This is a genomic window from Pseudobutyrivibrio sp. C4, assembly GCF_900111635.1.
In the GTDB taxonomy this organism is placed as follows: domain Bacteria; phylum Bacillota; class Clostridia; order Lachnospirales; family Lachnospiraceae; genus Pseudobutyrivibrio; species Pseudobutyrivibrio ruminis.
In genome coordinates this window covers 190,405-203,427 of sequence record NZ_FOHF01000004.1, presented here as the reverse complement: position 1 = coordinate 203,427, position 13,023 = coordinate 190,405, and the positions used below count along the sequence as shown (strand labels likewise).

Annotated in this window: 11 protein-coding genes; all 11 read left to right on the top strand. The window is 38.3% G+C overall.

Features of this window, described 5'->3' with window-relative positions:
* Nucleotides 1-240: 240 nt before the first annotated feature.
* The 11 genes from BMY66_RS08715 to BMY66_RS08675 all read left to right on the top strand — a co-directional run bounded on the left by BMY66_RS08715 (nt 241) and on the right by BMY66_RS08675 (nt 12,915).
* On the top strand, nt 241-1,860 hold the full coding sequence (locus BMY66_RS08715) for a GH25 family lysozyme (protein WP_207645498.1): 1,620 nt from the start codon (nt 241-243) through the stop codon (nt 1,858-1,860).
* A 27-nt stretch (nt 1,861-1,887) separates the two neighbouring features.
* A complete protein-coding gene (locus BMY66_RS08710; protein ID WP_177175631.1) occupies nt 1,888-3,840 on the top strand; it encodes a DUF1266 domain-containing protein in 1,953 nt (650 codons plus the stop codon).
* Nucleotides 3,840-4,193 carry a hypothetical protein gene (locus tag BMY66_RS08705; protein WP_090394873.1) on the top strand — a complete coding sequence of 118 codons (354 nt, stop codon included), beginning with the start codon at nt 3,840-3,842 and terminating at the stop codon, nt 4,191-4,193. Before BMY66_RS08710 ends, BMY66_RS08705 begins: the two co-directional genes overlap by 1 nt.
* A 449-nt stretch (nt 4,194-4,642) precedes the next feature.
* Complete coding sequence (locus BMY66_RS08700; RefSeq protein WP_090394872.1) at nt 4,643-5,212, top strand: acetate and sugar kinases/Hsc70/actin family protein; 570 nt, start codon at nt 4,643-4,645, stop codon at nt 5,210-5,212.
* Nucleotides 5,209-5,691, top strand: a complete 483-nt coding sequence (locus BMY66_RS08695) for a hypothetical protein (RefSeq protein WP_090394871.1) — start codon at nt 5,209-5,211, stop codon at nt 5,689-5,691. The genes BMY66_RS08700 and BMY66_RS08695 overlap by 4 nt, the downstream gene beginning before the upstream one ends.
* A gap of 175 nt (nt 5,692-5,866) precedes the next feature.
* On the top strand, nt 5,867-6,040 hold the full coding sequence (locus BMY66_RS13795) for a hypothetical protein (RefSeq protein ID WP_177175630.1): 174 nt from the start codon (nt 5,867-5,869) through the stop codon (nt 6,038-6,040).
* A 148-nt stretch (nt 6,041-6,188) separates the two neighbouring features.
* Complete coding sequence (locus BMY66_RS13790; RefSeq protein WP_155952460.1) at nt 6,189-6,365, top strand: hypothetical protein; 177 nt, start codon at nt 6,189-6,191, stop codon at nt 6,363-6,365.
* A 97-nt stretch (nt 6,366-6,462) separates the two neighbouring features.
* A complete protein-coding gene (locus tag BMY66_RS08690) occupies nt 6,463-9,420 on the top strand; it encodes a DUF6240 domain-containing protein (RefSeq protein ID WP_090394870.1) in 2,958 nt (985 codons plus the stop codon).
* A gap of 454 nt (nt 9,421-9,874) precedes the next feature.
* Nucleotides 9,875-10,792, top strand: coding sequence for a hypothetical protein (locus BMY66_RS08685; protein WP_143064524.1), 918 nt, complete (start codon nt 9,875-9,877; stop codon nt 10,790-10,792).
* Nucleotides 10,793-10,996: 204 nt separating this feature from the next.
* Nucleotides 10,997-12,400, top strand: coding sequence for a flagellin N-terminal helical domain-containing protein (locus BMY66_RS08680; protein ID WP_090394868.1), 1,404 nt, complete (start codon nt 10,997-10,999; stop codon nt 12,398-12,400).
* A 38-nt stretch (nt 12,401-12,438) separates the two neighbouring features.
* A complete protein-coding gene (locus BMY66_RS08675; protein WP_090394867.1) occupies nt 12,439-12,915 on the top strand; it encodes a flagellar export chaperone FliS in 477 nt (158 codons plus the stop codon).
* The last annotated feature ends 108 nt before the right edge of the window (nt 12,916-13,023 follow it).

Sequence of the window (13,023 nt, the reverse complement as noted above, 5' to 3'; positions counted from 1 at the left end):
AATCGGTCTCCTAGGAGGCCGATTTTTTATTTAAAATCTTATAATTATCCCTTGAAAGCAGGAATGAAGAGTATTACAATACTACTAAATGAGTAAAGTAATATAATAACGTATATACGATATTGAGAGTAAGTGTAATACAGGGGGAGTTGATTGAAAAACATTCATATAAAAAAGAACTACATAATAATCCCGATAGTTATTTGTATAATTCTTATCCTAATAGCTTCAATGCTCTATATGGGGATAATACATTTCAATATTCCAAGTAGAGAAGAGTACCCAGTAGTTGGTGTAGATGTATCGAAATATCAGGGGGCTATTGATTGGAATCAACTTATAGAGCAAGACATAAGTTTTGCCTATATAAAAGCTACGGAAGGTTCATCACATGTTGATGAATACTATGATGCAAACTTTAATAATGCTTTGAAAACAGGCATTAGAGTTGGTACATATCATTTTTTTAGTTTCGAATCATCTGGGAAAAAACAGGCTGAAAATTATTGTAAAAATGTAAGTATAACAGAAGGTATGCTTCCACCTGTTATCGATGTTGAATACTACGGAGATAAAAAAGGCGTCGATGATATCGATGTTGATGCCGTTCGGAAAAATCTAAGGGAAATGGTAGACATTCTGGAAGAAGAATATGGATTGAAGCCTGTGCTTTATGTCACAAAAAATAGTTATGACACAATAGTAAATGGCTATTTTGATGATTGTGATTTATGGTATCGAAGCGTCTACTCAAAGGTTCCAAAAGATGTAAATTGGACATTTTGGCAGTATTCTAATCGAACAGTACTAAATGGATACGAAGGTGAAGAAAGATACATTGATGTAAATGTCTTCAATGGAACCAGGGAAGAGTTTGAAGAATTGGGGTCTGGCACCAATGTGCATGATTTGAACGGAAGTTCAGAAGAAACAAAGGAAATAGAATCTTTATGGAGCAAAGAGAGTGCCAGTGAATCAAAGGTCAAACTAGAGTCTAAATTAGTTGATGGTGAAATCGAATTAATCATACCTCAATATAATGGCAGCTCAGATCAGAGAGTAGAATACTTAATTGATGGTGAAAAGAATTGTGATTTTAATTTTATATTCCCAGAGCAAATAACAGAAATAGAAACATGTGATTATAATTTTGATGGAAACGTTGATATTGTTTTTGTTGGTTACAATCATGGAAAAAAGGATTTCTGGCTCTACAGAGGTTGTGTGCGCGAATACGAAGAGGATACGTGTTATTTTGTAAATGATGATGATATAGAATCATATGTAGAAAAAGAATTATCTGATGATTATTCTGCAGAGGATATTATAAATGCGCTTACAAATGGACTTGTTAATGGTGAAATCAGTTCATATAGTGATGCATACAAGGCAATTGTGGCGTTTAACCAAATAGAAAATGAATCATTAGATTTGAAGTATAGTTTGGTTTATATAGATGAAGATGATATACCCGAACTTCTTGTTGATGATACAGGATACTGGATAAGCGTTTATAGCTTTTCTAATAGCACAGTGACAGAGCCTATGGAATACTGTGGATATGGTTTAGGTGGATGCGTGAATTACGAATATGTACCTTATAAAAATAGTCTTAGATACTTTGGACATGACATGGAAACATACGGCTATACACTCATGAAAATAGAAAACAACAAGCTTGTAACTATATACTCAGAAGATTGTTATTACGAGGAAGAAACCGTAAATTATAATAATTACACTGATGAGCAACTATCACCTGAAGAATTGAAGAACAGAGTTGAGGAATATAATTCTTGCGCTTTTGAAGAATTATATGGAGAATATACAGAGGAAGAGATAATAGAACAATTGCAATAGAATTGTATAATGCGCGGAGGATATTTTATGAAAAAGAAAATGGTAGAGTTAACTGCTCTCTCTATGTCGGCGGTGCTTCTTGCGGGTTGCGAATTTACCACTATCCCAGGTGAAGCCCTCAAAGCTGCCAAGGAAAATGCAAAAAAGGAAGAAGCGGCTGAAATCGATAAAAAGGAGTTAGTGGATATACCATTAGTGGATGATTCATTTTCAGATTGCACGGAAAGCAATGTGAGTAATGATTTAGTAAGATGGCTGTTGGCAACGACTGCTGTGGAGGTTCAAGGCCAGGGACTGGATTGGCAGCAGATTGGTGGAACCCAATCAACAGCAGAGGATATAGAAACAGTAAAAAAATACCTCGATGAAAACAATGCAAAGGATGGGGATGCTGCGTTAGAGGCAGCAAGTGCATTGGTTGAGGAAGATTATACAAAAGCATATGAGAGAGCTTACAACCTGGGCACAGCTGAGTCGATTCTGGCGGCCAGCTACTGCGCAGGGGATTTAGAGTTCAATCAGTATTTGATGCATGCAGTCCCTGTTGCCAAAATGATTCAGCAGGAATTCGATAGCTTCGACGATTACGGTGACAACTATGTGACCGGATATATGTGTCATGTTGGACAGGGGGATTGTGGCGATGCATCTCGCGTAGGATACAGAGTTGTGTTGCAGCAGGCCTTCGTTGGAATGGCTGCATATTATGATGGTGCATACGCAATCGATTATGATATGGAATTGACAGGCGAAGCCTACTCTACATATTTTGATGAAATGCCTGAGGAGGTAGATACAAAGTCCCTGGAGGGCAAAGCTCCTGAATTTGTGCAAGGCTACATTGCTCCAATTGAGCTTGGTGAGAATCCAGCAAGTGGCAACATAGAAATCGATGGTGATTTGTATCATGTCCCATTTACTATCAAGCAGCTTACAGACAACGGCTGGGAAATAAAAGATGCTCCTTCTGAGCTGGACGTCAACAGAGACGACACCATCAAGCTTACCCGCAACAGAAAGACCATCAAAGTCACTACCGAAGCTATTTCAGAAGGCTACACTGATGTTCAGTACGGATTTGTAGATTATATTGACACCGCCACATTGGGAGATGTAGAGGTATCACTTCCAGGTGATATAAAGTCCGGAATGGACATGGAAGATGCCAAGGATGTTATTGATAAATTCGAAATTGAAAACGATGAAATGACAGATTCAATCTTGCTTTATATCTCAGATGACAGCGATAACAAGAGCAAAATCTGTATTACAGAAGAAGACGGCAAGGTCAGTTCATTCGTGCTATTTGTATCTGTTTTAAACGGACAGCAGAACATGGACCAATACTACACCACTCTTAAGGAAGACGGCTCAAACTACAGCTACGCCCAGGCAATGACAATCAAGGCGAAGACAGACAAGTATCGCCCTGGCGCAGAGTACACAGGCCTCCCTGAGTTGGCCCTCTCAGACAGCCTGGATGATTTCACAATCCAGATTGACAACACAGTTATTCAGCTGCCAACAACTTATCAGCAGTTGTTAGAGTTGGGATTCATTTTTGACGATAGCGCAGATACCGTTGTTCAACCTGATGAGCAGTACGAATTTTCCGGATACTATTTAGGAAATGAATACAGCAAAATGAACTTTATAGTCATCAATAATGGTGAGGAGGAAGCTAAATTAGGCGACATCCCTGTGCAGTACGTCCGCGCAACTATTTTTGGCTTCAACGAATACCAGGATTATCCATTCAAGATTGCCCAGGGAGTTGAGTTCGAAGCCACACTTGAAGATCTTCAGGAAAAATACGGCACACTCACAAAAAGCGACAACTCTTTCGACAACGGCTATGTTCAATTGGATTATTACACCTATGAAACAGAAAAGGGCTGGTACACTTTCTGGGTTCAACCAGAAGGCATGTACTCCGGCGTAGAGATTAACGTATATACGAACAAGAAGGCGGAGGAGTAATGAAAAATGAAATGAACATAACTAGAGTGTTTTCAAAGATTTCAGGGTATTGGATTGGGCTAGTGATAGTTGTAGTCAGCTTAACATTGATTCATGACAGTGTGAAGACCTTTGATAGCAACTGGGTTTTCAGTTCATATGAGAGAAATCTATTTCTATCAATGTGGTTTGGACTTACTGGGTTTGTCACGTGTTTTGTTACAGTTCCTTGTGGCGTTTTGGGGACAGTCAAACTAGCAAGAAGTAAGATAAAACATGTAATGAACTATGTAGTAGTCTTAATTGCACCGGTTATTTCTATCGGGATGATATTAGCGTCGCTTGTATTTGAGAGCATGCTTCCTAATGTCTAAGGGAGAAGGAAAAATGCTCCGGAAAAACATGTTTTACTAGGAGATTAAGTTTATTTGCTCGTTTTCAAAATTCACTTATATAAAAGTGGGAAGAGAGTTAAGTGGATTTGAAAATTGAGATACTTCCACTTAAAATCACAACTTGCTGTTAAGTGAATTAAAAATAAATACGTATCCACTTAACTTTTATAGCAAAAATATTGGGCCAGTTAAGTTTATTTTGCAGAGATAAAAATAAACTTAAGAACAGCACGCGATTTGTTAAGTGAAAATCAACCATCATATAATTCACTTAACTTTACTTAAAACTATTTAACTTATTTTAAGTTTATTTTTAAATTTTATATATTCACTTAACTGCTCACTCAGTTTTTAAGTGAAATCTATAATGTGTAATTTTTCACTTAACAATTGGATTACTAAACACATGAAACAGGAGACGTTTTGTAATGGGAAAATTTGATTCAGCAGCAGACGTAAGGATTTATGATTATAAGACAAGGTCCATACATGAAGAAAAATGCTGTTTACTAATGTTTAGAGAAAATGGAAAAATTGCTTGTTTGGGCAATGAATGTATGCAATATATTGGTAGGAGTGAGCTGGAATCGGAACCATGTATACCAATTAAACTAGGCCGAGTTGTTGATTACACAGCAGCAGAAAATTTCTTCAAATATTTACATAGAATTTATATCAAAAAGACTAACGGCAAGCCACGCTTATTTAAGAGATCCAATAAGATTTTATTATTCTTGCATGAGCCATGTTCAGAAGTGGATAAAAAAATCTACATGGATTTAATGGCCTTTCTGGGTTATGCGAATGTAATATTAATTACTTCTGAAACAAATCTTGGTGGCATGTCTCCTGAGGAAGCTATCTGGAGTTCAGAGGAAGTTCATGGAAAAATAGATTGTGCTTTTGAAATCGGGAAGAAAGATCTTAGAGAATATGCAAGATATGCAGAACAGGAACTAAAGAAAGATTTAAAGCGATGGGGATGCGAGGGAGAATGATAAGTAGGCAGGAATTAATTAGTAGAGCCATTATATTTGGAGTCGTGGTGAGTTTAATTTTATGTGTTCCGGTGTGGATAATATGGTTCTTTTTAGTTATAAACTATCATCTGGACTTTAACCAAAGCTATCTGTTCATAAATGGTTTTGAAAATATTGTACTGTATGATAGTCAGAACTCATATCAAAGGAGCATATGGGGACTAAAAGAAATAGAATCCTATGAATATGGTGATAATTATGATAGTAATATAATTTCTCAAGTTGAAGAGATGGTTGATGATGAGAACTGGATATCGCAAGCATGTTATTCACCTGATAAAGAATATATTCTCTACAAAGAAGTTGACGCCTGGGGAGAAGGAGCTCCAACAGATGATAATACTTATTACTACAAAATAATAAATGTAGATAGTAAAAAAATAAGAACTTTTTATAAAGGACCTATGGAAGACTTTGATATTTATTGGGGGCAATAGGTGAAAGAACAGGGAATCTATCATGGTATCTTGCAGATGCTGAAGAAAAAATTACTTTAAAAGAATCATAAATTTTAAAAAGTTTGGTCATAGCTTTTTCACATTCTATTGTTAAACTAGCTCCCGTAGTAGTTCTTCGGAAAGAAGAACCTTCGGGGAGGAAGAAAGACGAGACATGAAAGTACAAGACTTAAGGGCATTACAATTATTATTAGAGAATGAAATGGATTTTGATTCAATTTGCAAATGCTTTCCAGGTTACAAGAAGACAACAGAGAACGCAGGTTATTCAGATTACAGATTAATCAACGTGGAAAACATAATGATAAAAGAAGCTAATTGTTCATAATGTGATTGCCAACAGGCTCCCAGGTAATGGGAGCTTTTTTATTGATTTGGTTATGAAAAATAACATTGTTTTTTCACAAGATATTGTTATACTAGTACTCAAGTTAGTGCTAGATATTGTATCTAGAAATGTAATGGGAGGTACCGGTATGAAGGAACAGGATTTGAGAGCCGTAGAGGCAATGTGTAGCTGTGGCATGGATTTTGACACGCTTTGTGCTTGTTTTCCAGGTTTTTTAGCAGCGGATTTGAAAAATGTTTATGATAATTACAAGGGCGTCAGCCAGCCGGTGCCCAGCGTAGCAATGAGTGTAAATTGTTCATAATATAGATTAGTTGCCGAGGAAAAAATCCTCGGCATTAATTTTTTTTACAACTCGTCCGAAATAAAGATTGTAAGAAAAATTACCGCGGAGGAACTATATGCAAATTGAAGGACTCAAGGTAACGGATTACATCAAAACAGAAGGTGCTTCAGACCAGGGATTTGGCGTAGGCACCAGCGGTATCAAGGACGATAACAAAGCAAATTTCAATACAGAATTAAGAACACTTTCAGTAGACAACGCATTCTACGATAATAGAGGAAAAATGACTGATGAAGATTTTGCCAAGGAGGTAAATGAGGCATCAGCTCTTGGCATGTCTACAGTTGATAAGGTGAAAAATATCGAGCGCGGCTGGGACGAAGAAGCTACAGCAAAAGCTCGCGAAGACGGCCATAATCCAATGGATATGGAGCCAGAGGCTCTCGTCACAGTTGTGGACGAAATCAAAATGAATCTTGCAAAAGCTGGAAAAGACATCAGCAAAATGGGTGGCTTGGACCAGGACGAGATTCAGGCAATGACCGGTTCAGTGGCACAAGCAGTTGAGATGACTCGCGGCCTTTCAGATACTTTGCCAGTGGAAGCCCAGGCATATCTTGTAAAGAACGAGCTTGAGCCAACCATCACAAATATCTACAACGCCACATATTCGGCACCAACAGGCCCAAAGGGCACATCGGAGCCAACCGACGAAGACATAATCAGTCTTCTTGAAGATTTAGGAGATAAACTGGATTCACTTATCGAACAAGTCGAAGGTGAGTTAACCGAGTCTGCGCAGAAACCTATGACACCACAGGAATTGAAAGATACTGTGGCAACCATGCTCAAGCAAGATGTTCCTATCACAAAGGAGCATCTTGAGTACATGGTTGAGCTTGGCGAGTACGAAAAACCATCGGAAGAGAATATCGTAAATGCGATAGATGATATCGTGGCAGAAGGCAAAGAGCCAACCGACGCATATCTTATCCCTGGCTACTCCCTTATGGATCAGGCCAAGAAAACTTTTGAAGAAGTCATGGGAATGGATGCAAGCACTCTTACATCTATTACAGCTCAGCGTCAGCTCACAGAAATCCAGCTCACAATGACAGTTGAGGCCACATTTACAATGATGAAAAATGGCATAACTGTTAATACAAGTGACCTGTCTGATCTCCTTGATAAGCTGAAATTACAGGAAACAAATCTCCTTCAGATTCTTATGAAGGCAGAAAATAACGAAGCAACAAATGCAAATGTTAATCTGTTCAAGCAGGTAATGAACGAGATGGCAGACATCCAGTCTGCGCCAGCCGCCATGCTTGGAAGATTTTCAAATATCAATGCAGAGACATTCTCTTATGTGCACGAAGTCAGCGTGTCTGTTACAGCAGAATATTCTCGCATGGAAATGACTTATGAATCTGTTGGAACAGAGGTAAGAACAGACCTTGGTGACAGCATGAACAAGGCATTCCAGAACGTGGATGACATTTTGGCAGACCTTGACATCGAGGCAACAGAATCTAGCCAGAAGGCAGTTCGCGTGCTTGCCTACAACAAAATGGAAATCACAGCAGAGTCTGTTACTACAATGAAAGCTTCTACAGAAATGGTGGCTCGCACATTCAAGAGCATGACACCAGCTGTTGTTGCAGAAATGATTAAGCGAGGAGAGAATCCTCTTGATATGACTATGGAAAGTCTTAAGGCGAAGGCAGAAAGCATTAAGGCTGAAATGGGTAGCACCTCTGATGAGGAAAGCTTTTCAAAATTCCTTTGGAAGGCAGAGCACAACGCGGAAATCTCTGAAGCAGAAAGAGATGCTTATGTGGGTGTGTATAGACTTCTTCATCAAGTGGAAAAGTCTGATGGCGCAGCCATCGGTGCGTTGATAAGTCAGGGCACTGAGGTAACATTACGAAATCTTATGACTGCTGTTCGCTCAAGCAAGCACACAGGCAGAGAGTATGAAATAGACGACAAGTTTGGCCAGCTGGATGAAATGGTTGTGAAGGATCTTTCTATTACAGAACAGATTGAGAAAGTCTTCCTCACAAACCGTTGCCGCGATGCTAAGGAAGCTATGACTCCTGCAAAGATGCACGTCTTTGGCGAAGAGCAAATTATGGAAATGAATGTAGACCAGTTTGCAACTGCCATGGAAGAGACTTCTGATGAGCAGACAGAAGCTGCCTACAACAATTATGTAACCGAACAGTTAAAGACAACTATTGCAGAGGATGCAAAAGTTTCTTCTATATTAGATGAATACAACTTACCTCATTCTGCAAACATGATTGCAGCAGTTGAGGCAATGGTTGAAAACAATGGCCAGGTATTCAAGGACTTATTCTCTAAGGCAACTGGTAGAGCAGCCACCACTTTTGGCGCTCTTGAAAGCATGGATGTGGACGACATTATTGAATTGGCATACTCACGCTTCGCTGATGCTTGCCATACACCTGAGGAAATGGCAGAGGCTCAGGAAGCGCTAGGAACTTTGGCTGAGAATGTAATGAAGACCATGATTGAAACGGAGGATGTCCGCACAGTAGACATGGATGGAATGAAGCTTGTTGTGCAGCAGACAAAGGTTATGTCTGAAATGGCACGCACAGGTGAAACATATCACATTCCTATTATGGTTGCTGATGAGGCCGGCAATATGAACCTGAAAATTGTCCGTGGTGACGGCGAATCCGGCTTAATCCAGATGGCACTTCACCTTCAGACAACTGGCACAGTATCTACTACATTCCGCTACGAAGCTGGTTCTGTTAGCGCATTAGTAGAATGTGAAACTGCTCAAATGCGAGAAATGTTTGCAAGCCAGGCACCTATGATAGCCCAGATTATGCAGGAAGAAACAGGCTTTGCTTTTAGCTTCAGTTTCACACAGTCCTTCGGACTCAGCGCAGCTGACATCTATAATATGGAGCAGGGAAATTATGAAGGACTAGCAGCAGCTGGCGTTTCCGGCGCAGCTAGCCAGGACGAAATCCAGACCCAGGCTCTCTATAGCATCGCCCGTGGCTACATAAATGTAATTGCAGAATTGTTTTAATGAGAGTATGCGCGCTTCCGCGCGCATACTTCTTTTTTATTTGACAAAAAATAAATATTTTTATATATTATCAACCATATCAAATCAAAAGGCATTTATCTCGCGTACTCAGTAATGCCAAGATATCCCAAATTATTAGTAACTAAATAACTGATAAAATCGAAAGAGAACTCAAAACAGGAAAAGTGTATGGGTTTTGAAGAAAAAGTAATGAAACCCATACAGTTGATTTTTTAAAGTGTATGGGTTTTGAGGAAAAAGTAATGAAACCCATACAGCTGAAATTTTAAAGTGTATGGGTATCTAGGAAAAAGTAGAGAAACCCATACAGTTGATTTTTTAAAGTGTATGGGTTTTGAGGAAAAAGTTATGAAACCCATACAGCCGAAATTTTAAAGTGTATGGGTATCGAGGAAAAAGTAGTAAAACCCATACAGTTGAATTTTTTGAGTGTATGGGAAATGGAGTAAAACATGCTATTCCCATACACTTTGGGAAAATGGGTGTATGGGAATTAGTGAAAAAGTGGTATAACCCATACAATTTGGCAAAAAATGATAGAAAAGGAATTTTTATGAATAATATAAAGAAAGAATTGGAGAATCAGCTAGAAGTAATTATCGCATTACTAAAGACATCTGATAAAAATATAAGACGTTTAGAGAATATAGAGATAGAACCAGTGGAGGTAGTATCTAGAAATAGAAGGCACCTATATTATTTAAAAGAGGGGGATAAAAGAAAATATGTTTCAGGTCCCAAAATAGAAAAAGTAAAGAAGATTATTCAAAAGCAATATGAAATACAAGCCAATAAGACACTGTGTAAGCTTAAAAAGGAACTCGAGAGGTTCTTGGAACGATATGACTTCGAAGAAATATACAAAGTCTACGATAATTATAGTGATGGAAGAAAATATATGATAGATCCTATTATAGAGGCTGAGGAAGATTTTATAGAGAGATGGTATGAAGAACATCCAGGAGGACAGAACAGCTTTTATGGAGATGGATTGTATAAAACAGATAGGGGTGAGTATGTAAGATCTAAATCAGAAAAAATAATTGCTGATATGCTGTACCAAAACAGTATTCCTTATCAATATGAAGCATTGCTTGAGCTTGGCTGTACGACGGTATTTCCAGATTTTACAATCTTAGATTTGAATACAAGAAATACAGTATACTGGGAACATTTGGGGTTGGCATCTGATGAAGAATACGCTGTAAAGAATTTTTACAAGCTAGCAAAGTATGAATCCTCAAATTATAAATTAGGAGAAAATTTATTAATAACTCAGGAAGCAGAAGATATGCCATTGGACATAGAGTTGGTACAAGCAAAGATAGCAAGATTAAGAAAGAGACAATAAAATAACCTCATTGAGGAAAAAAGAAATGTAAGGCCTTGAAATACCAGGTCTTGCATTTTTTATACCTGAAAAGTTGCATATATTGGGTTAAGTTTAAGGGGGCTCGTCCGATATTAAATGTGTAAGGACATGGAAGACCTAACAATTTCAAATACACCGCACGGATGCTAGACTTGCTTTATTACGGCTATTTAGGAGGCAACTATGAGAATTAACAATAACATGTCAGCGGTGATTACCAACAACCAACTTCTTGGTACAGAAAGTTCCCTTGCAGATGTAATGGAAAAGTTAAGTTCAGGCTTTAGCATTAATCATGCATCAGATGATCCATCTGGTATTGCTATTGCGGGCAAAATGCAGGCACAGATTGATGGATTAGATAAAGCTTCAACAAACAGTAGCGATGGAATTTCAGTACTTCAAACAGCTGAAGGTGCTCTTAATGAAGTAACAGATATGATTCAGCGAATGAGAGAGCTTTCGGTTCAGGCTGCAAACGGCACAAACTCAGATTCGGAGCGAGAGACAATTCAAAAAGAAATTGATTCTCTTTTAGAGGAAATTGATAGAGTAGCAGAAACAACAGAGTTCAACACAATCAACCTATTAAATGGTTCACTTGATAATAGAACTTATGCTGAGCATGCAACTCGTATGCAAACTTCAAACACAGTTCCAGCAGGATTATATACATTGACTATAACATCAGCTGCAACTCGTGGAACAGCAGGTGGAGTTAATCCATTGCTTGGAAGTGCAACAGCTACAGCTCTTTCAATGGCTGGAACAATGAATATTAACGGATACGGAGTTGAATTCACAGAAGGAATGTCTCGTGAAGCGGTATATGAAGCTATGCGAGATGCATGTGAAAAAGGTAGTGCTACAATTTCTGACCCAAATGAGAACATCAGCATTTATTCATTAAAATATGGTGCAAAGGCAGATTTGGAAATCGAATTTTCTTCAAAGGAATTTGCCGTAGCATTAGGATTCCCTGAGGACAAGATTACAGAAGGAGCAATTATCCATGATGTAGGTGATGATGCTGTTGTTGAATTAGACAAGACATCACCATCAATGTTTGGCCCACAGGCAACTACAGGATATGATGGAAATCATATTACTGTTACAGATGTAGATGGATTTGAGTTATCTTTCCTTGCAGAAGCAAGTTACGTTGGAGAAATAGAATTCAACGTTACAGACATTGGCTCAATGACACTTCATGTTGGTGCAAATAAGAACCAGAACATGGAAGTAAGAATTGCAGCAGTTACAACAGAGTTCATGTACATTGATGACCTTAGTGTAACAAGAGTGAATGGTCCAGAGGATGCACTTGATTCTCTCGACACAGCTCTCAATTATGTGACTTCAGTCAGATCTCAGCTTGGTGCATATGAGAACCGACTTGAGCATACAACAAAATCTCTTGATACAACAGAAGAGAACATGACATCAGCTATTTCTCGAGTAGAGGATGCTGATATGGCAACAACAATGGTTGAGTACACAAAGCTCAACGTATTAGAGCAGGCAGGTACATCTGCACTTGCGCAGGCAAATGAGTTACCACAACTTGCATTACAGTTGCTACAATAAATTAAGAAATCAAATTTGCCTTTATAGGAGTGAAATAAATGAACAGAGATAAGATTTCAGCTTTTACCCTGAGAATAGCGTCCAGCAATGGATGTGGATTGATTTCAATTCTTTATGATATATATGAAGAATATGAAACAGATGCGCTGGACAATTTTGAAGCTGGCCAAGTGACAGAAGCAATCATAGCACTTAAAAAGTGCGCAGAGGTTGTAAGTCACCTCCAGAAAGATTTAAATTTTGAATACAAGGTAAGTGGAAATCTGTACGCGCTTTACGATTATGTACAGCGAAATGTATCCAAGTCCATATACAAGGCAAACGCTGACGGATTATTAGAAGCAAAAAAGGTGATGGACGAGTTGGGAGATGCCTTTGACCAGTTGGCAAAGGAAGATACGTCCGCACCGATTATGCAAAATACACAACATGTAATGGCAGGAATAACTTATGGAAAAAATTCTTTAAATGAAAGTGTTATGGGTAACCAGGCAAGAAGAGGATTTTGGGCATAACAGTAGTAAATAATAAATGAGACTCTAGTTCGCTAGGGTCTCATTTTTTGTGCGCTTTTTATAAATATATTTATTGTTAAAAATATACAAGCGAATTTCATAGTGTCA